Origin of the sequence: Comamonas sp. A23 (assembly GCF_004522605.1) — a bacterium.
Lineage (GTDB): Bacteria > Pseudomonadota > Gammaproteobacteria > Burkholderiales > Burkholderiaceae_C > Comamonas > Comamonas thiooxydans.
The window spans coordinates 1-23,245 of record NZ_RSDT01000010.1; the positions used below are offsets into that span (position 1 = coordinate 1).

Annotated in this window: 17 protein-coding genes; 10 read left to right on the forward strand and 7 right to left on the reverse strand. The window is 59.7% G+C overall.

Annotated features, from left to right (window positions below; translation table 11 throughout):
* The first annotated feature begins 738 nt into the window (after nt 1-738).
* The 4 genes from EIC84_RS19585 (at nt 739) to EIC84_RS19600 (ending at nt 4,594) form a co-directional block, all read left to right on the forward strand.
* Nucleotides 739-1,458, forward strand: coding sequence for an FHA domain-containing protein (locus EIC84_RS19585; RefSeq protein ID WP_003066763.1), 720 nt, complete (start codon nt 739-741; stop codon nt 1,456-1,458).
* A gap of 188 nt (nt 1,459-1,646) precedes the next feature.
* Nucleotides 1,647-2,192: a pilin gene (locus EIC84_RS19590; protein ID WP_003066765.1), complete on the forward strand. Its 546-nt coding sequence runs from the start codon at nt 1,647-1,649 to the stop codon at nt 2,190-2,192.
* A 163-nt stretch (nt 2,193-2,355) separates the two neighbouring features.
* On the forward strand, nt 2,356-3,579 hold the full coding sequence (locus tag EIC84_RS19595; RefSeq protein ID WP_080554173.1) for an isoprenylcysteine carboxylmethyltransferase family protein: 1,224 nt from the start codon (nt 2,356-2,358) through the stop codon (nt 3,577-3,579).
* 1 nt (nt 3,580) lies between these two features.
* Entirely contained in the window at nt 3,581-4,594 is a 1,014-nt protein-coding gene (locus tag EIC84_RS19600) for a serine hydrolase (RefSeq protein WP_160162815.1), read from the forward strand.
* A gap of 468 nt (nt 4,595-5,062) precedes the next feature.
* Here the strand turns inward: EIC84_RS19600 and moaC are convergent, their stop codons facing one another.
* Nucleotides 5,063-5,536, reverse strand: coding sequence for a cyclic pyranopterin monophosphate synthase MoaC (gene moaC / locus EIC84_RS19605; protein ID WP_003066769.1), 474 nt, complete (start codon nt 5,534-5,536; stop codon nt 5,063-5,065).
* A 200-nt stretch (nt 5,537-5,736) separates the two neighbouring features.
* Here moaC and EIC84_RS19610 point away from each other — a divergent pair, with 200 nt between their 5' ends.
* Nucleotides 5,737-7,398 (forward strand): M48 family metalloprotease, encoded by a 1,662-nt coding sequence (locus EIC84_RS19610; RefSeq protein ID WP_034362375.1) that lies wholly within the window; start codon nt 5,737-5,739, stop codon nt 7,396-7,398.
* Here EIC84_RS19610 and EIC84_RS19615 read toward each other — a convergent pair.
* From EIC84_RS19615 to EIC84_RS19625, 3 genes are all read right to left on the reverse strand, one after another.
* Nucleotides 7,357-7,707: a phage holin family protein gene (locus EIC84_RS19615; protein WP_034362377.1), complete on the reverse strand. Its 351-nt coding sequence runs from the start codon at nt 7,705-7,707 to the stop codon at nt 7,357-7,359. The genes EIC84_RS19610 and EIC84_RS19615 overlap by 42 nt on opposite strands.
* Nucleotides 7,708-7,818: 111 nt before the next feature.
* A complete protein-coding gene (locus EIC84_RS19620; RefSeq protein WP_003066775.1) occupies nt 7,819-8,292 on the reverse strand; it encodes a hypothetical protein in 474 nt (157 codons plus the stop codon).
* Nucleotides 8,293-8,425: 133 nt separating this feature from the next.
* Nucleotides 8,426-9,181: a TerC family protein gene (locus tag EIC84_RS19625; RefSeq protein ID WP_003066777.1), complete on the reverse strand. Its 756-nt coding sequence runs from the start codon at nt 9,179-9,181 to the stop codon at nt 8,426-8,428.
* A 425-nt stretch (nt 9,182-9,606) separates the two neighbouring features.
* Here EIC84_RS19625 and EIC84_RS19630 point away from each other — a divergent pair, with 425 nt between their 5' ends.
* Nucleotides 9,607-10,056, forward strand: coding sequence for a DUF3717 domain-containing protein (locus EIC84_RS19630; RefSeq protein ID WP_003066780.1), 450 nt, complete (start codon nt 9,607-9,609; stop codon nt 10,054-10,056).
* A 3-nt stretch (nt 10,057-10,059) separates the two neighbouring features.
* Here EIC84_RS19630 and EIC84_RS19635 read toward each other — a convergent pair whose 3' ends face one another.
* Both EIC84_RS19635 and purB read right to left on the reverse strand, forming a co-directional pair.
* Entirely contained in the window at nt 10,060-10,620 is a 561-nt protein-coding gene (locus tag EIC84_RS19635) for a YaeQ family protein (RefSeq protein ID WP_003066781.1), read from the reverse strand.
* Nucleotides 10,621-10,812: 192 nt separating this feature from the next.
* Nucleotides 10,813-12,192, reverse strand: coding sequence for an adenylosuccinate lyase (gene purB, locus EIC84_RS19640; RefSeq protein ID WP_003066783.1), 1,380 nt, complete (start codon nt 12,190-12,192; stop codon nt 10,813-10,815).
* A gap of 170 nt (nt 12,193-12,362) precedes the next feature.
* Here purB and EIC84_RS19645 point away from each other — a divergent pair, with 170 nt between their 5' ends.
* Nucleotides 12,363-12,980 carry a glutathione S-transferase C-terminal domain-containing protein gene (locus tag EIC84_RS19645; protein ID WP_003066785.1) on the forward strand — a complete coding sequence of 206 codons (618 nt, stop codon included), beginning with the start codon at nt 12,363-12,365 and terminating at the stop codon, nt 12,978-12,980.
* A 340-nt stretch (nt 12,981-13,320) separates the two neighbouring features.
* Here the strand turns inward: EIC84_RS19645 and glnE are convergent, their stop codons facing one another.
* A complete protein-coding gene (gene glnE / locus EIC84_RS19650; protein WP_003066787.1) occupies nt 13,321-16,113 on the reverse strand; it encodes a bifunctional [glutamate--ammonia ligase]-adenylyl-L-tyrosine phosphorylase/[glutamate--ammonia-ligase] adenylyltransferase in 2,793 nt (930 codons plus the stop codon).
* Between the two features lie 182 nt (nt 16,114-16,295).
* On the opposite strand from glnE, the gene EIC84_RS19655 reads away from it, so the two are divergent.
* From EIC84_RS19655 to EIC84_RS19665, 3 genes are read left to right on the forward strand one after another with little or no spacing between them, the layout of a single operon-like run.
* The gene (locus tag EIC84_RS19655) at nt 16,296-20,357 is read left to right on the forward strand and encodes a YhdP family protein (RefSeq protein ID WP_003066789.1); all 4,062 of its coding nucleotides are present in this window, start codon (nt 16,296-16,298) and stop codon (nt 20,355-20,357) included.
* Nucleotides 20,354-21,169 carry a carbon-nitrogen hydrolase family protein gene (locus tag EIC84_RS19660; RefSeq protein WP_003066791.1) on the forward strand — a complete coding sequence of 272 codons (816 nt, stop codon included), beginning with the start codon at nt 20,354-20,356 and terminating at the stop codon, nt 21,167-21,169. Before EIC84_RS19655 ends, EIC84_RS19660 begins: the two co-directional genes overlap by 4 nt.
* A complete protein-coding gene (locus EIC84_RS19665) occupies nt 21,166-23,241 on the forward strand; it encodes a nitrogen regulation protein NR(II) (protein WP_003066794.1) in 2,076 nt (691 codons plus the stop codon). Before EIC84_RS19660 ends, EIC84_RS19665 begins: the two co-directional genes overlap by 4 nt.
* The last annotated feature ends 4 nt before the right edge of the window (nt 23,242-23,245 follow it).

Below are 23,245 nucleotides of genomic sequence, written 5' to 3' on the forward strand. Positions count from 1 at the left end.
CAGTCAGAAGTGGACCATGCCCATCCGGGATTGGAAGGCTGCGCTGACCCGCTTTACCATTCAGTTCGGAGACCGCATCTCCGTCAATTGAAGTCCGAACCGTTTACACAAAAATTCGGACACGCCCTAGCTTCAGCGAGGAAGTATGCGTGAGCGTTCTTCAAGTTCAAGGCTGACTGGTAGAAGTACTGGACTAGCTTGCTGATGCTGTTCAGTTGTTGTCTGCCCTGCTGCGCATGGTGCGATTTCGTCACTTGACTAGCGTTGGAACACCCTGCCCGGGGCACCTACTCACACAATGTAAACAACCTGCTAAAAATGGCTTACTTGTTTACAGTGGTTGGTGTAAAATTTCGAAAAAGTGGCCTTCTGACTAGTTATCAGAGAGATGTTTACATAAAAGGTGACCTCTGCCCTTTTAAATCACGGATAGGTGGCTGTCGCCACTTTGCAAAGATTTGCAAAAAAGCCCGCGCTTTCAACGAGTGCGGGCTTTTCTTATATGGCGACTTGATAGATTGCGGGTGCGATTCCAAAGATGCTGCAGACGAATGACAGCAAGGTTGAAAATTTCAATCGAATAGCTGGCTTCATCGAATTAGTGCAATAAGATGCAGCATGCAAGCGCGTTTCATCCAGTTACGATTGATGATTCAGCGCTGAATCACACACTCAAGTGGGAGTGGTCCTAGCCAGTGCAGCCAAGCAGGACTTGGCGTTTCCTCAGGAGCTTCGAGCATGCCGACTTTGGTCATCTCAATCGACGGCGCAGTCATCAAGGAAGTACAGCTCACCAAGGAGCGCACGACCTTGGGTCGTCGTCCTTACAACGACATCGTGATCGAGAATCTGGCGGTCAGCGGCGAGCATGCCGTGCTCACCATCTCTGGCGGCAAGGTCAGCATTGAAGACCTGCGCAGCACCAACGGCACCTATGTCAACGGTCGTGCCATCCAGAAGCAGGACCTGCTCAACGGCGACCTGCTGGACATTGGCCGCTACAAAATCCGCTTTCTCGATACCGTGATTGCCGATTCGAGTGCTCCGTCGTCTGCCCAGAGCAGCAAAAAGGCGCTGGCGCATATTTCCGAAGAGGCAGACAGCGGCTATGCCAAGGTCGCCAGCCCCTCCGGGTTTGGTGAAATCTCCAGCTTCAGTTCCACCATCCAGGGCTCGCTTGCCGCGCTGCCTGCGCGCCATGCCGTGATTCGCATGCTCACCGGCAGCCTGGCCGGCAGGGAAATACCTCTTTTCAAGGTTGTTACCACTTTGGGCAAGCCCGGTGTAGCCATCGCCTCCATCACCCAGAAGCCCCATGGCTTTGTGCTCACCCAACTGGAGGGCGCAAGCGAAGACCTCAAGCTCAATGGCCAGGTGGTGGGCCCTCTGTCCGTGCCGCTGCTCAATGGCGATACGGTGGACCTGGCGGGCAGCACCATGCGCTTCGTCGTGGAGTGACAGGCCGGCCTGATGGGTGTGAAGCGTCTGACAAATTTGTCACCGCTTGCGATTGGATTGCCAAAATTGTTACTCAAACTCGCGTTAATGTTGCCAAACGTGTCATCTTGGATGAGGCCTGCCTTTGCCAAATCGTTGGCACGTTGATTGCTTGGTAGCTTGTGTCTCATCCAACTAGGGAGTTTGAAATGAAGCGTTCTATTCAAAAGGGTTTTACCCTGATCGAACTGATGATCGTTGTGGCGATCATCGGTATTCTGGCTGCTGTGGCTCTGCCTGCTTATCAGGATTACACAATCCGTGCAAAGATTAGTGAGGGTTTGACACTTTCTAGTGGTTTGAAGACTGCCATTACTGAAACCTTCCAAAGTGCTGGCCCTCGCAAGATGACTTGCTCAACTGCTACAAATTGCGCTGAAATCGGTGCTACTGTTTTGGATACTACTGCTTTGACGGGTAATAAAAATGTGGATTCCATTGTCAGCAGTGATTCTGGAGTTATCACGGTGACATATAAGACGTCCGTAGTTCCTGCCGCCAACAGCCTGCTTGAAATCAAGCCGGTTGGAGCTGACGGCACAACTGCTGTTAATCTGGAAACTACAGCGGCAGGCACTCAATTAAACTGGGTATGCGCACCTGCTGCTGCAAAGGGTGTGCTGCCAAAGTATCTGCCTGCTAACTGCCGTCCGGCCTCTTCCTCCACTTCTTCTAGCTCTTCTACAGGTGGCTGATAGTGTGAGCGAATTTTGAAAATATGAGAGCCTTAATGCTTTAAATATTTTTCATAATTGCCAGAGTTATAATAAAGGGGTGCAATATGCATCCCTTTATTTTTTGATAAATATATTAAATAATATTCTTATCAAAGAAGTTAAGCGTCATTTCATATAACTCATGAATATTCATTTAAACCCTCCTGCGTCAAATACACCGGGATATGTTGTGTTTTCAGGTGTCATGGGTGCATTATTTTCCGCCTTGTGTATAGTGATCGGCTGGGTTGATTATTTGTGCGGAACACTTCTTTTGTTATTTGCATGTGGAATACCTATGTGGTGGCTAGAGATGAGGAGGTTTCCGGCATCACATTTATGCTTGGATAGCATTCCAGTTTGGAGAAAAAAAATACGATTTATTGGGATGCTTATTGTTTGGATGTTATTTTGTGGGATATATTTTCTTGTGACATATTCATTGGCTGCATTATCAAAATCAGATATTTTAGGTGATATGCAACTGGTATTGATTGCAGCTAGTATTCCTTGGTCTTTATGGATGCTATACCGTAGAGCTCGGGGGAATCAATTTGACTCTTTGGAAATGCTTGGGAGTGCAGCGATTTCCTGTATATTTAAGAGGCGAAAAATAAAAAAAAAATATTCGCAAGTATTTCTGGGGTGGTGCGTTAAAGCGTACTTCTTCCCACTGATGCTTGGTGGATGCTATTTTTTTGTTTCAGCGGCAAGTAAGGTTTCATTAGAAATTACGGAATTCTCTTGGATTTCGATAGTGGCTTTTCTCATTTATTTGCTGTATGCAATAGATACTGCTTTTGGCACAATTGGCTATTGTTCTACCAGCCGGCGAATAAATGGACAAATTCGTTCAACTGATTCCACAATATCAGGGTGGGGTGTGACGTTGGTTTGTTATCCGCCTTTTAACTTGATTGTTTTGCATCAATGGCTAGCTTATAAAGATGGCTATGAATGGCATGAGTGGCTAACAGATGAGCCTCTACTGCTTTTTGTGTGGGGGACGGTGGTCTTGCTGCTGACGGTAGGTTATGTTTGGAGCACCGTCAGTTTTGGACTACGGTTTTCGAATCTTTCTTATCGAGGGCTTGTTAGCTCCGGGCCTTATAGGTATTTTAAGCATCCTTCATATTTTTTTAAAAATATTTCATGGTGGTTAATTTCTATTCCATTTATTTCTCTAGAAAGTGGTCGCTTGGCCATTATTAATTGTTTGGGTTTGGTTGGAATTAACTGTATTTATATACTGCGCGCGTGGACTGAGGAGCGCCATCTGGCTTCAGATCCGGACTACAAGGCTTACTCGATATGGATGGCGAAAAATGGAGTTCTTGGTAGATTTCGACAGTTAATTGGTTGCTAATGTGAAGAAGGCTCGTCTTTTTTTTCTGCTGATTTTACTGACGGTAGCTATCGCTGTATGGTGGTATGAGCATGGGACTTTGACATTACACGGAGGGCTGGAGCACTTTGTGCAAGAGCAGCGGCTAAGTCATGGAGAAATTGCCATTATTCACCATAACAAAATTATTTCTCATTTCCAGGTGGGTGATTGTGATGAAAAATATTTAAATGCGCAGTATCCAATTGCTAGTCTATCTAAATTATTAACTGCTCAGGTTGTGGTAAAATTGATTGGAGAGGGAAAGCTGCAATTAAATGATAAATTATTTACGCTGTTGCCTCAGCTTCCATATGCAAATGATGCTGGCTATCGCGAAATAACAGTACAACATCTTTTGCAACACACTGCTGGCTTTGATCGCAGCAAGTCTGGAGATCCACTGTTTAAAGATGATTCAAGTGTGCGTGGCTGTGAATCTGCGGTGCGAGTTGCTGTATCTAAACCCTTGGAGCATGAGCCTAATAAAATTACAAAATATTCGAATGTTGGCTACTGCTTGCTTGGAATGTTGATTGAGCGTGTAACAGAGTTAAATTATGAAAATGCATTGCTTCAACGCCTTCTACCTCAAGAAAATATTAATCGCCTTGTTCTAGGTGGTCCACCGACGAGCGATATTAAAAGTGGTTTTCAGATTTCCCAATCCGATTGGTATAGTTTAGGAGCTGCAGGGGGGTGGTTCTCCGATGCGGTGACATTGGCGAAAATATTAAGATACACTCCACCGCGCGATTTGGTCTTACAACCTCTGCCCTCGGAATTAGAGCATATGTATTACTACGGCCAAGCTTGGAGGACATGGCTGAAACCGAACCATAGGTTGACTCACTATGGCGCATTGTCAGGATTTTATTCTTTCGCCATGAAGTTGGCGGATGAGTATGTGGTGGTAGCTCTTTTTGAGGGACGGCCAAGCAATGATGAGGATGCGGCGGCTCAATTGATCAACATATTCGAAAGCCATCTTCGTTGACAGAAAGTCAGGACATAACGCAGCGCTGTCCAAAAACCAGGTCATAGGCGCGGAAACACGGGTGGGAGCGCTCGGCTGCCAGATTAATGACGAAATAGACCTATAGCCCTGATCCACTTGCCATAGTAACTATAAAAAGATAAAAAACTATTAGCTTCGGCATTATCCTTTTTGCCTGCCGCTTAGGACGGCGACTTCTGGTCGCGACGTCTGCATCGGAGACTGCAGCCGCATCATTATCCAATTTGCGGCAACGTGTTTGTGCACAGTCCGGTAGGCACGGAGGCAACAAGGGCTGGCTCTTTGCTTATTTTTGACAACAGAAAATAGGTAGGCGAGGGGGTCGAGTCCCGCCCTCGGCCCGTTTATCAGGCAGGCTGCTCAAACCGAAAATTCGAGCAAAATGATCTCGAGCCCAATCTTAGAAAGCGCTACTAGCTATCAAAAATGCTCAGCAGGCGGCGGGCCTCAAACCACCCAGTTCCCCGACTTCCCCCCCCGCTTCTCCAGCACCCTAACCCCCCCCATCACCATCCCCTTATCCACCGCCTTGCACATATCGTAGATAGTCAGCAAGCCGACCTGCACGGCGGTCAGGGCTTCCATTTCCACGCCGGTCTGGCCTTTTAGCTCGACGGTTGCGGTGCAGAGAATGGAGTTGGTTTCCGGCTCCAGCTCAAACTCCACGGCGACACGGGTCAGGGCCAGGGGGTGACAGAGGGGAATCAGGTCGCTGGTCTTTTTGGCGGCCATGATGGCGGCGATGCGGGCCACGCCCAGCACGTCGCCTTTTTTGGCCGTGCCAGCCTGCACAATGGCCAGGGTCTCGGGCTTCATGGTGATGCGGCCTTCGGCGACGGCGATGCGATGGGTGCTGGGCTTGGCACCGACGTCCACCATATGGGCCTGGCCCTGGGCGTCGAAGTGGGTAAGAGAGGACATGGCGGTTCTTTCCGGCAGCAGACGGGTTCGGCTCTGCGGCGCAATCAGGGTTGAGCGGGTGGTGGGTGGCGGCTATACCTGGGCATCACAGGCGGGCATCTCGCCGCATCCATCAATCAAGGCATCATAGTGGGGTGTTGAACGGTCGGCATATGGAAGATCCGTATGCTGGCAATGCTGTGATTGCCATGCCATTTTTGATGCCAAAACTGCGTACAGTTCATATTCTAAAAGCGCTGACAGCTTCTGTTTTGATAGCTATTCAGGCCGTATCCCCATTGGCTTCCTCTGCGCAGGCGGCGGGTTTGCCGACCCTGGGCGACGGCGCATCGTCGCTGACCACGGGTGAGGAGCGGCGTCTGGGCGATTCCATCGCCCGCGAGCTGTACCGCGATCCGGACTATCTGGACGACCCGGTGCTGCAGGAGTATGTGGAAGGCATCTGGCTGCATCTGCAGGATGCGGCGCGCAAGAATGGCGAGCTGTCGCCCGAGCTGGAGGAGCGCTTTGCCTGGACGCTGCTCCTGGGCAAGGACCGCCAGGTCAACGCGTTTGCACTGCCCGGCGGCTATATGGGCGTCTATCTGGGTCTGATCGGCGTGGTCAGCAGCGGCGATGAGCTGGCATCGGTCATTGCCCATGAAACCAGTCACATCACCCAGCGCCACATTGCCCGCATGATGGCACAGCAAGGCAAGCAGACGCCGCTGATGCTTGCTTCCATGCTGCTGGGTGCCCTGGCGGCCACGCGCAGCCCCGATGCAGCCATGGCCATCATGATGGGTGGCCCGGCGGCGGTGATGCAGAACCAACTGAATTTCTCGCGCGCCATGGAGAGCGAGGCGGACCGCATGGGCTACAGCCTGATGTCTCCTGCCGGTTTTGCTCCCCAGGGCTTTGTGAGCATGTTCGGCAAGCTGCAGCAGGCCAGCCGGCTCAATGACAATGGTAGCTGGCCCTATCTGCGCAGCCACCCGCTGACCACCCAGCGTATCGCGGACATGGATTCGCGCATTCCGCCCGGCAAGCGTGCGGCCGACCCCGTGCCCACGCTGGAGCATGTGATGATGGCGGCGCGCGCCCGCGTGATCTCCAACCCCGGTGTCGAGGTGCGCCGCCAGTGGGCCAGATTGCCGCGTTCCGGCAGTTTTTCCAGCCTGAGCCAGTTGGAGCAGGTTGCTCAGCTCTATGCAGCGACGCTCAGTGCCATGTATCTGCGCGACTGGCCGCTGGCGCGCGAGATGGCGCAGCGGTTGCTCGTGGCGACGGCGGGCAGCGCACCCGCGAATATTCAGGCCAGATGGCTGAATGCCGAGCTTGAATTCAAGGCCGACAACCCGCAGGCGGCCTTGGCTGCCTTGCCACTGCAGTCCGGCAATGCGCCCCAGGCGGCACCCAGGGTCACGGTCAGCGGCAATCTGGCCGGGCCGCGCGAGGCCGGGCCACGTGAGGCCGGGCCAAGCCTGGCCACGATTGACGTGGTGGAGAAGGTTGCACCGCGCAGGCCGCAGCTCTTGCTCAAGACGGAAATCCTGCTCAGACTCAACCAGGCTGGTTCCATGGCCAGCCCCCTGCAGACTTGGGTGACTGACCATCCCCGCGATGGCTCGGCCTGGCAGACGCTGGCGCGCGTGTGGCGCAGCCAGGGTCAGGAAATGCGTGCCCTGCGGGCCGAAGCAGAGGCCCAGGTGGCGCACTATGACTACGCTGCGGCAGTGGATCGCTTCAAGGCGGCGCAGGATCTGGCCCGCAAGGCCGGCGCCGGTGCCGACTACTTCGAGGCCTCCATCATCGACACGCGTTTGCGCGCCGTGGACGAGTTACTCCGGGAACAGCTGCGCGACAAGGCGGTCAATAAGTAGGCCCAGCACCGAGTAGATCAGCGCACCCAGCATTGCGGCCCAGAAGCCGGTGACATGGAAGCCGCCAAGGATGCCGGAGGCCATCCAGAACATCAGGCCGTTGACCACCAGCAGGAACAGACCCACGGTGACGATGGTCACGGGCAGCGTCAGTATCACCAGGATGGGGCGAATGATGGTGTTGAGCAGGCCGATGACCAGGGCCGCAATCATGGCCGAGCCGAAGCTCTGTACCTGTACGCCGCTGTAGACATAGGCGACTGCGAGAAGAGCCGCCGCGCAAAGAAGCCATTTGACGAGGATTTTCATGCTGACCAGCATAGCAGCAGGCTGTGTCTGCGCTCATCGCAGCACATCATAAAAAAAAAGCCTTGCGAGGTGTTGGCCGCGCAAGGCTTATTCCGAGAGTGCTTGAAGCTCTTAAATCGAGAGCGAGTCGTCGATCACAAAGCCCATCATGGCGGCAATCGCTGCCATGGTTCCGGGCAGATTCCAGCGGCCGCCGGCGGCACCTGTCTTGGCATTGGCCTTGACGGGAGCGGCTTGCACGGCCTCCTGCTTGGGGCGACGGGCGTCGATGATCTGCGCTGCGCCATGTTCCTGCTGCAGCTCGGCAACCAGCTCGGTCAGCGGGCCCTTGGCCAGCACGGCGGTGACCTTGCCTCCTGTCGTCGCCATCACGGGCATCAGCGCCGCAAACAGCTTGTCTGCCCATTTGCCGCGCCAGTTCTCGCGAGCGCGATGGCTGACCCATTTGCTCACACGATGGGTCATGCGCGGAGCACAGGCCACCAGCAACCAGTGGGAGGAAGCCGCCTGGCTCGATCCCGCCAGTGCCTCGAGCATAGGCTGGGCGTATGTGGCGTCATCCACGTAAACAATGATGGGGTTCAAAGTGCGTCCTAACGGGAACGAAGGTTGAAGAATGCGGCACATCTGTAGAAATGTGCCGACTTGTTTCTATTGTGAGTCGTGAAGGCTGCGGTCAGTTCCCGCATTCCTTCACGAATTGCTGGGTTTTCCAGACTTAGTGGGCTGCAACCGCGGGGCGGCGGCTGGCAATGAACTTGCCCAGGGCCAGAACCAGCAGTGCGCCGCCGATATGGGCTGCCCAGTACAGGGTCTTGGAGATCTCGGCCAGACCTTGTGCATCGGTCGTGCCCAGCTTGGGCATCCACAGCCACTTGTCGGTGTTCACGAACACGGGGTCGGTCACGAACATGCCGCCCGCGATCCAGCCCAGCAGCATGCCGCCGGCCACGATGATCATGGGGAAGCGCTCCATCAGCTTGATGACCAGCTGAGAACCCCAGACGATGATGGGCACGGAAATCAGCAGACCCAGCACGATCAGCAGCATCTGGTGGTCGCCCGAGCTCTGGGCGGCGCCGGCGATGGCGATCACGTTGTCCACGGACATCACCAGGTCGGCCACGATGATGGTCTTGATGGCGGCAAACAGCTTGTCGCTGCCTTCGATGTTGTCGTGACCTTCGTCATCGGGAGCAATCAGCTTGATACCGATCCAGATCAGCAGTATGGCACCCACGACCTTCAGGAACGGCAGCTGCAGCAGCACCATGGCAAAGGCAATCAGGATGATGCGCAGGATGATGGCACCGGCAGTACCGTAGATGATGCCCTTGCGACGCTGCTCGGGTGGCAGCTTGCGACAGGCCAGTGCGATCACGACCGCGTTGTCGCCGCCGAGCAGAATGTCGATGATGATGATTTGGCCCAGCGCAATCCAGAAGGGCGTGTGGGTCAGAAAGTCCAGATCCATGTGATTTTTCCTCGTTGTGGAATGCCGCCGGTGCAGTCTGCATAGGTTTGGCACTTGACGCCAGCGGGTGAAGACCAGGGTGACGTAAGTCGAAGCGCAAACCCGCGCGAGGAATCGTGCAGGGGCAGACACTTTGATTGACCGTCATCGGCCTATCAAAGGTCTTGCTCGATTGCAGCCTGACTGCAAACCGTATGGCCGGAAGCTTGCGCTTCGTATTGACGACCATCCGCTCATGGCGCAAAGCATGCGCCCGATAAGCTACTCCCCTTCGAAGCTGCGCATTTCAACACAGCAGGCATGGGATTTCAAGTTTCAAACCCCATCTAGTTCACAGGTTTTATATTGAGCGGCAGTCTTGCGACGCCTTTGCACACAGCACAGGCAGCTACCAAAAATGCAGCAACCTTGCTGGCGCAGGCCTCATGGCTGCGGCTTATGATGCCTGCTCCATGACTGCCATTCATATCACCGACATCGAAGCTGCCATCAATTACTGGCGAGGCCGCGCTCCATCGCCCGACGGCGTGCTGCTGGCACCCGAGGTCAAGGCCCTGGCCGAGGTGTATGCGCTGATGATTCATGCCTGCGAGTCCGAGGTGGCGGTGGAGGGTTTCCCGTCACATGCCATGGCTGCCTGGCTGGCCTGGTTCGACACCATGCCCGATACGCCTTGCATTGCCATCTGCTCCACCAGTCAGGGCGACGAGAAATGCAAGGGCTGCGGCCGCAGTTTCGACGAGGTGCAGTACTGGACGGCCATGGAGCCCGCCGAGAAGCGGGCCGTATGGCGCCGCATCACGGTCGAGGGCGATTCCTGGCGCTTCACCCGCTATGCGGAGCGCGCGGCGGAGCGGCGCGGCCAGAGTTTCTGAAGCTTATTTCCAGCGCGTGGGTTCGACAAACACCGTGCCCAGATTGCTGGACAGCGTGAGCTGTCCTTCCTGGATCGTGGCCTGCAGCTGCATGCTGCGCTCGGCCAGAGAGCCCAGCTGCTGGGCCACTTCCGAGTCGATGTAGTGCACTTCCAGCTTGCTCTGGCGGGCCAGCTTGCCTTCCAGGCCCTTCCACCAGATATGGGCGGCATGGTTGAAGGGGTAGACCAGCATATGGTCCGACTTGTTGCAGGCCTTGGTGATGGGCTTTTCGTCGGGCTGGCCGACTTCGATCCACAGACGCTTCTGGCCGGTGTAATCGGTGATGTGCACGTCCGGATCGTCAGGGTCGGACAAACCAATGCCAAAGCCCAGCGTGCCGTCGCCATTGCACAGGTCTTGCAGCTTCCAGGCGTTCAGCGCCAGGGCCACCAGGCGCACCATCATGCGGTCATCTGTTTCGCTGGGATGGCGCGCCAGCGTCAGATTGTGGTCGGCGTAGTAGTTGTGGTCGATGTCGGCAATCGACAGATTGGCTTTGAAGATGGTGGACTTGATGGCCATAAAAACTTGTTGTTGGTGTGTGTTGGGCTGCTAGATCAAGTCCCAACGCGCACAGTCTTGGAAACTGGCGCGGCGCAATCAGGGGGACACCGAGCAAGGGCCGCCCCGCAGCGAGGGTGTCGTCCCCCTCCTGCCTTGCGCAGCAAAGCGAGAGAGGGGGAAGGCGCAAAGCGCCTCAGGGGGGAGCTTTGCTTAAACGCGCTTGGCCAGCTCGGCAGCCTTGCCGATGTAGGAGGCAGGCGTCATGGCCAGCAGACGGTCCTTGTCGGCCTGGGGGATTTCCAGACCGTTGATCAGGCGGTGCAGGTCTTCGGCCAGCACGGTCTTGCCGCGCGTGACTTCCTTGAGCTTTTCGTAGGCGCCCTGCACGCCATAGCGGCGCATCACGGTCTGGATGGGCTCGGCCAGCACTTCCCAGGCGTGGTTCAGGTCTTCCTGCAGGCGCTCTTCGTTGAGTTCGAGCTTGTTCAGGCCGGTCATCAGCGAAGCGTAGGCCAGCGTGGTATAGCCGAAGGCGACGCCGATGTTGCGCAGCACGGTGGAGTCGGTCAGGTCACGCTGCCAGCGGCTGATGGGCAGCTTCTCGGCCAGATGCTTGAGCATGGCGTTGGCCATGCCCAGATTGCCTTCGCAGTTCTCGAAGTCGATGGGGTTGACCTTGTGGGGCATGGTGGACGAGCCGATCTCGCCGGCCTTCAGGCGCTGCTTGAAGAAGCCCAGGGACACATAGCCCCAGATGTCGCGCGACAGGTCGATCAGGATGGTGTTGGTGCGAGCCATGGCATCGAACAGCTCGGCCATGTAGTCATGGGGCTCGATCTGGATGGAGTAGGGCTGGAAGCTGATGCCCAGACCCTTGGGCTCGGCGGATTCCACCACGTTCTGGCTGAACGCTTCCCAGTCGAACTCGGGCCAGGCCGACAGGTGGGCGTTGTAGTTGCCCACGGCACCGTTCATCTTGCCCAGAATCTTCACGCCGGCGATGTTGGCAGCGGCCTTTTGCAGGCGTACGACCACGTTGGCCAGTTCCTTGCCCACGGTGGTGGGAGAGGCGGTCTGGCCGTGGGTGCGGCTGAGCATGGGCACTTCGGCGTAGAGGTGGGCCATCTCGCGCAGCTTGGCGATGATGCCGTCGATGGCGGGCAGCAGCACGGTGTCGCGGCCGACGCGGATCTGCAGGGCGTGGCTGGTGTTGTTGATGTCTTCGCTGGTGCAGGCAAAGTGCACGAACTCGGCAGCCTTTTGCAGCTCGGCGCGACCGTCGAACTTGGACTTGATCCAGTACTCCACGGCCTTCACGTCGTGGTTGGTGGTCTTTTCGATGGCCTTGATGGCGTCGGCATCGGCTTCGGAGAAGTTGGCGACCAGCGCGTGCAGATAGTCGCGCGATTCGGCCGACAGCGCGGGGAATTCGGCAAAGCCGGCATCGGACAGGGCGATGAACCAGGTCACCTCGACCTGAACACGGCGGTGCATATAGCCGTATTCGCTCATGATGGGGCGCAGTGCGGACAGCTTGGCGGCGTAGCGGCCGTCCAAGGGAGAGATGGCGGTGAGGGAGGACAGGTTCATGGTGGCGCAATTGTAGGTGCGCTGTATCAGTCGCACGCCGTGCTGGGTTGCTCGGCGGCCGTGACTGGCACGCATGCCGGCCCTTTGCGGCGGCAGCCGTGCCGCCATGCCAGCGCATAGAATCATCGCACCGGCCCGTCGCCGGTGACTCGTGTCATGGAACCGCTGCTATGAAACTAATAGGCTCCACCACCAGCCCCTATGTGCGCAAAGTCCGCGTCGTGCTGGCCGAAAAGAAGCTGGACTATCAATTCGTCGAAGAGAATCCCTGGGAGGAAGCGCTTGCGCCGGGTACGGGCAATCCTCTGGGCAAGGTGCCACGCCTGGTGATGGACGGCACGGAGGCCATGTTCGATTCGCGTGTCATCGTCGAATATCTGGACACACTTTCGCCGGTTGGCAAGCTGATTCCGGGCACGGGCCGCGAGCGCGCCGAGGTCAAGACCTGGGAGGCCCTGGCTGACGGCATGCTGGACGCTGCCGTTCTGGTGCGGTTGGAGGCCACCTGGCCCGGCCGCAGTGCAGAGCAGCGCAGCCAGGCCTGGATGGACCGCCAGATGGGCAAGGTCCAGGCCGCGCTCAAGGTCATGTCTCAGGGTCTGGGCGAGAAGCCGTTTTGCTGCGGAGGCACTCATCTGACGCTGGCCGATATCAGCGTCGGCTGTGCCCTGGCCTGGCTGGATTTCCGCTTTCCCGAGATGGACTGGCGCGCCGAGCATCCGAATCTGGCCGCCTTGCTGGCCAAGCTGGCGGCACGCCCCAGCTTTGTGAACACCGTGCCCCACTGAGTGGCAGCATGTCGTCAAAAAAAAGGCCACTCGAAAGTGGCCTTTTTTGGGGCATAAAAAAGCTGCGAAGCATCCCGAAACGAATTAAGAGAGGGAGGGAGGAGAAGCGCTCCGGGGATTGTTCAATGGGCGTACCCAAGGGCTTCGCAACTGGAAATTGGTGAATGCAGACCTGTCAGTTCATTGCACTTGACTATCAGATAAGACACTGTTGCAGAAGTTCCAGCCCCCGTGGGTTTCATTTTTGTAACAGTTTGGCAATGCCTGTAGGCAAATCTTGATGGATGCTGCCAGTGCCTCGAAAAGCAGGCGCTCACCAATCTCCGGGCCCTTGGAGCAGCTAGCTGCTTTGCGCTGAGGCGACAGGCCCGAACACCGCAGTCCAGAGCTTGAGTACCGCTTCACGCTGGGCTTGGGCCTGCTCCGGCTCCAGCTGTCCGGAACGCTCATCCAGTCTTGCCACGTGTTGCAGGCGGCGCAGCTCGCGGTAGGCCTTGGCTGCTTCATAGCCCACTGCCTTGGGCAGCAGGCCTGCGTCTTCGGCGCGCTGCAGCAAGGCGATATTGCCCACATTGGCGATCAGCTCGCGGTGCGCGCCGGATTCGGCCAGCACCAGGTACTGCACGGCAAATTCCACATCCACCATGCCGCCGGGGCTGTGTTTGACGTCAAACAGGCCGCCGCGTACCGGGTGGGCGCCACGCACCCGCTCACGCATGGTTTCAATCTCGTTGCGCAGAGCAGCGGCATCGCGCGGCGCGGTGATGACGGCTTCGCGCACCGCATCAAAACGCTGATGCAGGTGCAGATCGGTCGCAGGCTCACCTACAGGCGAGGGAAAGTCGCGGCTGCCCAGCACAAAGCGGGCACGCGTCATGGCCTGGTGTTCCCAGGTCCAGGCGGTGTTGCTGCCGCGCTGCTGCTGGTAATTGGCATAGGACTCGAAGCTGGTCACCAGCAGACCCGAGTTGCCGTTGGGGCGCAGCGCGGTGTCGATCTCGAACAGATCGCCTTCACCGGTCTTGACGGTCAGCCAGTTGATGAGCTTGCGCACATAGGCTGCGTAAACCTCGGGCGCGCGGTCATCGTCGTCATCGAAGACGAAGACGATGTCCAGATCGCTGCCGTAGCCCAGTTCCTTGCCGCCCAGCTTGCCGTAGCCCACGATGCCGAAACGTGGCGTATCGCGGTGGCGGTTCTTGAGCCGGCTCCAGCACCATTGGGCCGTGATGCGCAGCACGCTGTCGGCCAGGGCGCTGAGGTCGTCGGCCACTTGCTCTACGGTAATGCGGCCTTCGATATCGCGAGCCAGCGTGCGGAAGACTTCGGCATGGTGGGCGCGGCGCAGCAGATTGAGCAAGGTCTCGTCGTCGTCCTCGCCCGTGGACTGCAGGGCGGCCAGGCGCATGGCCAGCTCGTGCTCGAAGTCTGCTGCGACAAAGCGCTCCTTGAGGATGGCATCGCTGGCCAGCTCATCGATCACCCCGGGGTGTTGCTGCAGGTAACGTGCAGGCCAGCGTGCAGCTCCCAAAAGATGTAGCAACCTCTCATGAACTGCCGGGCGTTCCAGCAGCAAGGCGAGGTAGCTTTCGCGGCGCAGCAGGGGTTCCAGCCACTGCAGAAAGCGTTTGGCAGCTTCTTCGCTGGACTGGCCGCTTTCCACCCATTGCGAGGTGCGCTCCACGAGCCTGAACAAGCGGGCCCGCGCCTCGTCGCGCAGGCCGTTGATGCGGGTATTGCTGCGCCAGTCGGCGACCTGCCCGGCCAGCGAGGGAGGCAGGGCCTCGATCAGGTCTTCGATGTCTCTGGGCGTGGGCGGTCCGCCTGCCGCGGCCTTGGCGGCATTGCAGTGGCCGTTGCTGCATTGCTGGGAGTCACCGCCGAGCAAGGTGTCGAACTCCTGTGCCACCAGTTCGCGGTGCTCGTCCAGCTGGTGCAGAAAGCCGCAGGCATCGGCATAGCCCAGGGTGCGGGCAATCCACAGCAGATCATCGTCGCGTGTGGGCAGCACATGGGTCTGCTGATCGTCCAGATACTGGATGCGGTGCTCCACCTGGCGCAAGAAGATGTAGGCGCGGCTCAGCGCATCGGCAATCTCGGCGCTCATCAGATTGGCCTGCACCAGGCGCTGCAGTGCTTCCAGCGTGGGGCGACGGCGCAGTTCGGGGAACTGGCCTCCGCGCACCACCTGCAGCAGCTGCACGATGAATTCGATCTCGCGGATGCCGCCGCGCGAGAGCTTGACGTCGTTGGCGCGCTCGGGATGGCCCGCACTGCGCTTGGAGGCGTGGTCACGGATCTGGCGATGCAGGCTGCGCAGCGAGTCGAACACCGCATAGTCCAGATAGCGGCGAAACACAAAGGGCAGCACCACGCCGCGCAGGGCCTGGACGTTGGGGGTCTGGATATCGGCCAGCGGCGCCACGATGCGGCTCTTGAGCCAGGCAAAGCGCTCCCACTCCCGGCCGTGGATCTGCAGATACTCCTCCAGCGAGGACAGCGAAACGGCGGGGGCGCCTGAATTGCCGTTGGGCCGCAGGGCCAGGTCGACGCGAAAGACAAAGCCGTGTTCGGTGGTGTCGCCGATCAGGCTGAAGATGCCCTTGACGGCACGACCGAAGTACTCGTGGTTGGAGATCACGCCGCGGCCGTCGGCCTTGCCCCGGGTGTCGCCGTCATGTTCGTAGACGTAGATCAGGTCGATGTCGCTGGAGACATTGAGCTCGCGGGCACCTAGCTTGCCCATGCCTATGACCCAGAACTGGACTTCCTGGCCTGTCGGCCCCTGAGGCGCACCATGCCGGGTGTCGAGTTCGGCGCGCACCTGGGTGCAGGCGCGATCCAGGGCCAGCTCGGCCAGCTCGGTGACGGCCTTGGTCACCACGGCGAGAGGTGCCTGCTGTTCGCAGTCCAGCACGATGATGCGCTCCATCACCAGCTGGCGCAGCACGCGCAGTGAAGCGGAGAGATCCAGGCCGCGCGACTGCAGCGTGCCCAGGGCCTGCTCCATCAGGGCCCGGTCGGGGGCTCCCGGCGGCAAGGCGTCAAACCAGTTCTCGTAACGGCGGTGAAGGCGCTGCACAAAGCGCGAGTACTGGGCCGGGGAAGGAACATTGAGGGCGTTTTCTGCCATTGCTTGCTCTGGGGACTGCATGCGGACCGTGAAAAATGATGTCAGGCAGGCAGGTAATCAGCCCGGCAACGTGTGGTTACCGAAACGCGCACGGGGCGCCGGTCATAATTCCTGCCATTGCTAGGCCACCGATGATCGAACCGAAACCACTCCCAACTCGCCAAATTCATAGGCTGGCCAGCTTGGCACGGTGGTCTCTGGGACTGGTCCTTAGCCTGTGGCTGCTGCTGGCCACCGTGTGGGGGGTGCTCCATTTCTGGATTGTGCCGCGAATCGAACAGTGGCGCCCCGAGCTGGAATCCCTGGCCTCACGCAGCCTGGGTGTACCGGTTTCCATTGGCCGGCTGAATGCTTACCGCTCGGGTCTGGTGCCGACCTTCGAGCTGGGCGACGTAGTCCTGCATGACCCTGCGAACAAGAGTGAGGCCTTGCTGCTGCCCAAGGTGGTGGTGGCGGTCTCTGCCCATTCGCTGATGACCCTGGGCGTCGAGCAGATATATCTGGAAGGACCGGATCTGACGGTGCGCCGCGATGCCGATGGTCAGATCTTTGTGGCCGGTATTGCCGTGTCATCCGATCCGGGGCAGGGTACCGACTCCGACTGGATCTTCTCCCAGCCCGAAATTGCCATCCGCAGCGGCAAGCTGCAGTGGGTGGACGAGCTGCGCAATGCCGCGCCCTTGCAACTGCAGGATGTGGATCTGGTGCTGCGCAACAAGCGCTGGCACCACTCCCTGCGGCTGGATGCCACGCCGCCAGAGGGCTGGGGCCAGCGCTTTACGGTCATGGGCAACTTCAAGGAGCCCTTGCTGTCGGTGCATGAAGGGCGTCTGGAGCGCTGGAGCGGACAGGCTTATCTGGACTTCACGCATATCGACCTGTCGCATCTGGGCCAGTATCTGGGGCCGCAGGACTGGAAGCTGCAGCAGGGCAAGGGCTCGGTCAGGGCCTGGCTGGATGTGGATCACGGCCAGCCTGTGGGCGGGGTGGCCGATGTCGCGGTACAGGCGCTGCAACTTCAATGGCGGGGCAGACCCGAGCCCCTGGCCCTGCAGGCCTTGCGGGGGCGTTTGCGGGCCAAGAATCAGAACGGTTACCAGTTTTCCGTCCAGGGATTGCAGTTCACGGCCGATGACGGGCTGAACTGGCCCAGAGGCGATTTCAGCCTGCGCTATGTGCCGACCGGCGCCTCCGAGCAGGGCAGTCAGGGCGAGCATGGCGAGGTTCAGGCCGATGGCATCGACCTGGCCATTGCGGCGCAGATGCTGCAGCGTCTGCCCCTGCCGGAGTCCGTGCAGACCCAGCTCAAGGCGCTTGCGCCGGCGGGACAGCTGAGTGATCTCAAGCTGTCATGGCGCGGACCTCTGCAGCAGCTGGCGCAGTACAAGGCTTCGGGGCGCTTCGAGCAGTTGGGCTTGCGTTCCCAGGCTTCGCAGGAGGGTCCGCACAGCATAGGTATTCCCGGTGTGCGGGGGCTGAGTGGCAAGTTCAGCCTGGACCAGGACAGCGGCGAGGCAACGCTGACCAAGACGGCGGCGGCCAACCAGGCCATGCTGAGCTTCCCCGGAGTGTTTGAAGACCCCGATATTCCGCTCGACCAGTTCGACAGCCTGGTGCGCTGGCAGCTGCTGGACAAGGGCCAGACCATCAAGGTGCAGGTGCCTCGGCTGCGTTTCGCCAATGAGGACACGGCCGGCCAGGCCCAGGCCAGCTGGCAGTCCGGTGCAGGGACCAAGGAGCAGCCGCGCTTTCCGGGACTGCTGGATCTGCAAGGGCAGCTCAGTCGCGCCAAGGGTGAACGGATTTATCGCTATCTGCCCCAGGATCTGGGCAGCGATGCGCTGCGCTATGTGCGCGAGGCCATCACCACGGGTCAGGCCAGTGAAGTGAACTTCCGCGTCAAGGGCGAACTCGAGCATGTGCCGTTTGAAAAACCGGGCAAGGGCGAATTCCACATCAGTGCCCAGGTGCATGATGTGAACTACCAGTTTGTGCCCGGCTATCTGCTGGGCCCCGGCGAAAAGCCCTGGCCGCCGCTGACTAGGCTGTCGGGCGAGCTGGTGTTCGACCGCAACTCCATGCAGGTGCGCAAGGCCAAGGGCTTTCTGGGGCATACCGCCATCGTGGTTGATGAAGCGCAGGCCGGAGTGGCCGACTGGAACCTGACCGAGGTGGAGGTCAACGCCAAGGCTCATGGAGCCCTGGGCGATATGCTGAACCTGGTCCAAGGCTCGGCTCTGTCTGCGCTGACTGCCCATGCTCTGGATGGCAGCAAGGCCACGGGCAATGCCAAGCTCAGCCTCAGGCTGCATCTGCCCACCATGCATATGGAGCGCAGCAAGGTACAGGGTGAAGTGGCGCTGGCGGGCAATACGCTGCAGCTGATGCCCGAGGTGCCCACACTCAGTCAGTTGCGCGGCAATGTGCAGTTTTCGGAGACCGGCTTTCAGCTCTCGGGCGTGCAAGCCAAAGCGCTGGGCGGCGATGTGCGCATCGAGGGCGGCATGAAGCCTGCCGCCGATGCCGCCACGGCTCCGGTGCAAGTGCGTGTGGACGGTATTGCCACGGCCCAGGGCCTGCGTGACGCCAAGGAGATGAGCGAACTGGTGGCTCTGGGCAAGCATCTGCAAGGCCAGGCACGTTATGGCTTGCAGATCAAGGTGCTGCACAGCGTGCCGGAAATCAGTCTGCAGTCCGATCTGCAGGGCATGGCGGTCATGTTGCCAGCTCCTTTGGGCAAGGCGGCCGACAGCTCCCTGGCCTTGCGTGTCAACCGCACAGTGCCAGCCGTGGCCAAGCCGCTGACCGATCAGTTCAGCGTGCAATGGGGCAATCAGGCCGCAGCCTTGCTGGAGCGCGATATCAGTGGGGCGCAGGCTCGCATCACACGCGGCAGCCTGGAGCTGGTGGAGTCGGGCAAGGCGGAAGCCGCATTGCCGCCTGCCGGCCTGCAGGCCAGGGTGCAATTGCCGGTGCTTGATCTGGATGCCTGGAGTCGTTTGTGGCCCGATGGCGCAGGGGGCTCTGCCGACGGCCCCGGTACCGAGGAAGAGAGCTGGCGCCAGTTTGTGCCGCAGCAGTTGGCGCTCAAGGCGCGTGAGGTCAAGCTCCATGGCCGTTCGCTGCACGATGTATCCCTGCAGCTCAGCCATGCCAGCAAGGTATGGACCAACCAGATCCAGTCACGCGAGCTGGCGGGGCGTGTGGAGTATCGAGAGCCATCTGCGCAGGAGCCGGGCGGCCTTGTCATCGCCAAGCTCTCACGTCTGAGCATTCCCGACGGCCCGGACGAAGGGCTGGATACCGCTGCGGAGCAGACCGGCAATGTGCGCGAGCTACCGGCCTTGCAGGTCAGCGTGGACGACTTCCAGCTGGGCAAGCGTTCGCTGGGCAAGCTGGATGTGGTGGCGCGCAATCATGGGCTGTCCGTTGGAGCGGGGCAGCGCGAATGGCAGCTGTCGCGCTTCAATATCAGCACGCCCGAGGCGACGTTGACGGCCCAGGGCTCCTGGGGACTGCGCTCCAGTGACAAAAAGCACCCGGGGCAGACCCAGCTGCAGTTCCAGCTCAATCTGCGCGATGTGGGCAAGCTGCTCAATCGCTTTGACATGCCTGGCGTGGTTGCTAATGGACAGGGCCAGCTGCAGGGTGAAATCAGCTGGACAGGAGCGCCCGTGACGCCGGAGTTCAAGACCATGTCCGGCGCCGTGCATCTGGAGGTGCAAAAAGGCCAGTTCCTCAAGGCCGATCCGGGACTGGCCAAGCTGCTGGGCGTGCTCAGCCTGCAGTCCTTGCCGAGGCGGCTGACGCTGGACTTCCGCGACGTGTTCCGCAACGGCTTCTCGTTCGACTTCATGCGAGGCGATGTCACCATAGAGCGCGGCATTGCCAAGACGAATAACATGCAGATGAAGGGCGTGAACGCGGCCGTGCTGATGGAGGGCTCTGCCGATATCGACAAGGAAACCCAGGACCTGCATGTGGTGGTGGTGCCGGAGATCAACGCCCTGTCCGCCTCCCTGGTTGCGACGGCCATCAATCCCGTGGTGGGGCTGAGCAGCTTTCTGGCACAGATGATTCTGCGTGGCCCGCTGATTGCGGCCACGACCAAGGAGTTCCATATCCACGGCAGCTGGGAGGACCCGCAAGTGACCGAGTTGCCCAGGCGCAGCGTGCCCAAGGCCGGTGCCGACGATGCCGGCAAGCAGCCCGCTGCCGCTCCAAGCTCAGAGGAGAAGCCATGAAGATTGCCGCTCTACAAATGGTCTCGGGTCAGGATGTTGCCGCCAATCTGGCACAGGCGCGCAGCCTGATGCAGCAGGCCGCCGCCCTGGGTGCGGAGCTGGTGGTACTGCCCGAGTATTTCTGTGCCATGGGAGCCAGGGACACCGACAAGCTGGCCTACCGCGAGGTCTTTGGCCAGGGGCCGATCCAGGACTTCATGGCCGGGGCCGCCAGGCAGCTGCAACTGTGGGTGGTGGCCGGCACGCTGCCGCTGCAAGCCGCTGACGACAGCCATGTGCTCAACACCAGTCTGGTCTATTCGCCCGAGGGCGAATGCGTGGCCCGCTACGACAAGATCCACCTCTTTCAGTTCGACAACGGGCGCGAGAGCTATACCGAGGCTGCCGTGGTGCAGGCGGGCAGCCAGCCCGTGGTCTGCGACATACAGGCCAGAAATGGCGTGAGCTGGCGCCTGGGCCTGAGTGTCTGCTATGACCTTCGCTTTCCCGAGCTGTACCGCGCACTCAGCGCACAGGGGGCCGACCTGCTGCTGGTGCCAAGTGCCTTCACCTACACCACGGGCCAGGCGCACTGGGAGGTGCTGCTGCGGGCGCGGGCGATAGAGAACCTGGCCTATGTGCTGGCACCGGGCCAGGGCGGCGTGCATGAAAACGGTCGCCGCACCTGGGGCCACAGTCTGCTGATCGACCCCTGGGGCGAGGTGCAGGGCCTGCAGGCCAGCGGCACCGGCGTGGTGGCGGGAGAGCTCAATCGTGACCGCCTGCTGCAAGTGCGCCAGCAATTGCCGGCCTTGACCCATCGTGTGCTGTGACTGATCCGCTGAATACCGCTCTTGACGCACTGCCCGAGGACCATCCCGCCCATTGGCCCTGGCGGCGCTGGCGCATGGCCTGGAAGCGCTGGTCGCTATGGACCTTGCTGGTGGCACTGGTGGTCAGCATGCTGGTCACCATGGTCTGGCTGGCCGGACGCTATGAGGCCTCGCAGGTGCAGGAAAAGCTGGAGCGCGACACCGCCAATGCGGTCGGCGATATCCGTGCAGCGCTGGGCCGCAATCTGCAGGACCTGCTGGCGCTGAGCGCCTACAGCAGCAAGCATGCCGCCTGGCGCGAGCATGCGACCGAGCTGCTGCAGCAGCGCCGCGACCTGATGCGCATCGAATGGCGCGGTGAAAACATGCGCCTCATCGAGCATGCCGAGACGCCTTATCGCACCTTGCTGGTCGAGGATGAAAGCCATTTGCCCGAGCTGCATTCGGGCGAGGCACTGACCTGTACCCAGGCCAGGCGCGTCAACGGGCCATCGTACTCGCCCAGCCGCTTCCAGCTGCTGGGCGAGGGCCTGGGCACGGAGACCATGCAGGTCTGCATGCCGCTGACGGAGAACGGCCATGTGGTGGGCTATGTGCTGGGCACCTACAGCTTGCAGGGCATTCTGATGGCCCAGGTGGGCAAGTCCCTGCCGCGCACCCAGGAGGTTTCGTTCACCGAGCCGGACGGCACGCGTCTGGCCATGGTGGGGGCGGCCTGGCGCGGCTCGCGCATGTTCACGGCCCAGCAGTTGCTGGATTTGCCGGGCAACACCCTGGTGCTGCGCATGGACAGCTGGCATCACGCGCCCAGCGTTTTTCCGAATGTGATGACGGCGCTGGTGACCGGCATGTCGATCGCGCTGGTGACCGTGGTGGTGGTGCTGGTGCGCGACAACCGCCGCCGCCTGCGTGCGGAGCGCGATCTGGGCGATGCGCTGGCCTTTCGCAAGGCCATGGAGGACTCCCTGGTCACGGGCATGCGTGCACGCGATCTCCAGGGCCGCATCACCTATGTGAACCCGGCCTTCTGCAATATGGTGGGCTTCAGCGCGCAGGAGCTGCTGGGCCTCAATGTGGCGCCTTACTGGCCGCCCGAGCTGGCCCAGGAATATGTGAGCCGACGCGATCAGCGCCTTGCCGGCCTGCTGCCCACACCGCGCCAGGGCCACGAGAGCGTGTTCATGCGCAAGGACGGCTCGCGCTTTCCGGTGTTGATTTTCGAGGCGCCGCTGATCACCGCCCAGGGCCAGCACACGGGCTGGATGAGCGCTTTCATCGATATCAGCGAGCAGCGCCGCATGGAGGAGATGTCGCGTGCCTCCCAGGAGCGCCTGCAGGCCACGGCACGCCTTGCGACGGTGGGCGAGATGGCCTCCATGCTCAGCCATGAGCTGACACAGCCGCTGGCCGCCATTTCCAGCTATGCCACGGGCTCGCTCAATCTGCTGGAGCATGAGCCGACCGACCCTCAGGTCCCGCATCTCAAGGACTTGCGCATGGCTCTGGAGCGCATCGGTTTTCAGGCCGACCGCGCAGGCAAGGTCATCAAGAGCGTGCGCGATTTCGTGCGCCGGCGAGACAAGTCCAGAGAGGTGGTGCAGCCCGTGGAGCTGATCGATGCCGTCATGCCTCTGGTCTATCTGCAGGCGCACAAGCTCAATGCAACTGTGCAGCTGGAGCTGGAGCCCGATCTGCCGGGGGTGCTCTGCGATGTCACCATGGTCGAGCAGGTGCTGCTCAATCTGGCGCGCAACGGCATGCAGGCCATGGACCTGCCCGAGCTCAAGGAGAGGGTGTTGACCATGGCTGTCAGGCGCAGTTCTGACGGTAATAACGCGCGTTGGGTAGAATTTTCCATCATGGACTGCGGCGCCGGCATTTCTGCGGAAGTCGCCGAGCAGCTGTTCACCCCCTTCTTCACCACGCGCACCGAAGGCATGGGCCTGGGCCTGAGTCTGTGCCGCACGGTGGTGGAGCAACATGGTGGTCACCTTGATTACCGCCCGCACCTCCCGCAGGGCACGGAGTTTGTCTTCACGCTTCCGGCCCACTGGGAACCCAGAGAGAACTAGGCTT

Coding starts and splice junctions, on each gene's coding strand:
- EIC84_RS19590 (WP_003066765.1), top strand. CDS start 1,647: ATGAAGCGTTCTATTCAAAAGGGTTTTACCCTGATCGAACTGATGATC.
- purB (WP_003066783.1), bottom strand. CDS start 12,192: ATGAACCTGTCCTCCCTCACCGCCATCTCTCCCTTGGACGGCCGCTAC.
- EIC84_RS19615 (WP_034362377.1), bottom strand. CDS start 7,707: ATGAAAATCCTCGTCAAATGGCTTCTTTGCGCGGCGGCTCTTCTCGCA.
- glnE (WP_003066787.1), bottom strand. CDS start 16,113: ATGGCAGAAAACGCCCTCAATGTTCCTTCCCCGGCCCAGTACTCGCGC.
- EIC84_RS19625 (WP_003066777.1), bottom strand. CDS start 9,181: ATGGATCTGGACTTTCTGACCCACACGCCCTTCTGGATTGCGCTGGGC.
- EIC84_RS19635 (WP_003066781.1), bottom strand. CDS start 10,620: ATGGCCATCAAGTCCACCATCTTCAAAGCCAATCTGTCGATTGCCGAC.
- EIC84_RS19610 (WP_034362375.1), top strand. CDS start 5,737: ATGCCAAAACTGCGTACAGTTCATATTCTAAAAGCGCTGACAGCTTCT.
- moaC (WP_003066769.1), bottom strand. CDS start 5,536: ATGTCCTCTCTTACCCACTTCGACGCCCAGGGCCAGGCCCATATGGTG.
- EIC84_RS19645 (WP_003066785.1), top strand. CDS start 12,363: ATGAAACTAATAGGCTCCACCACCAGCCCCTATGTGCGCAAAGTCCGC.
- EIC84_RS19660 (WP_003066791.1), top strand. CDS start 20,354: ATGAAGATTGCCGCTCTACAAATGGTCTCGGGTCAGGATGTTGCCGCC.
- EIC84_RS19585 (WP_003066763.1), top strand. CDS start 739: ATGCCGACTTTGGTCATCTCAATCGACGGCGCAGTCATCAAGGAAGTA.
- EIC84_RS19595 (WP_080554173.1), top strand. CDS start 2,356: ATGAATATTCATTTAAACCCTCCTGCGTCAAATACACCGGGATATGTT.
- EIC84_RS19630 (WP_003066780.1), top strand. CDS start 9,607: ATGGCTGCGGCTTATGATGCCTGCTCCATGACTGCCATTCATATCACC.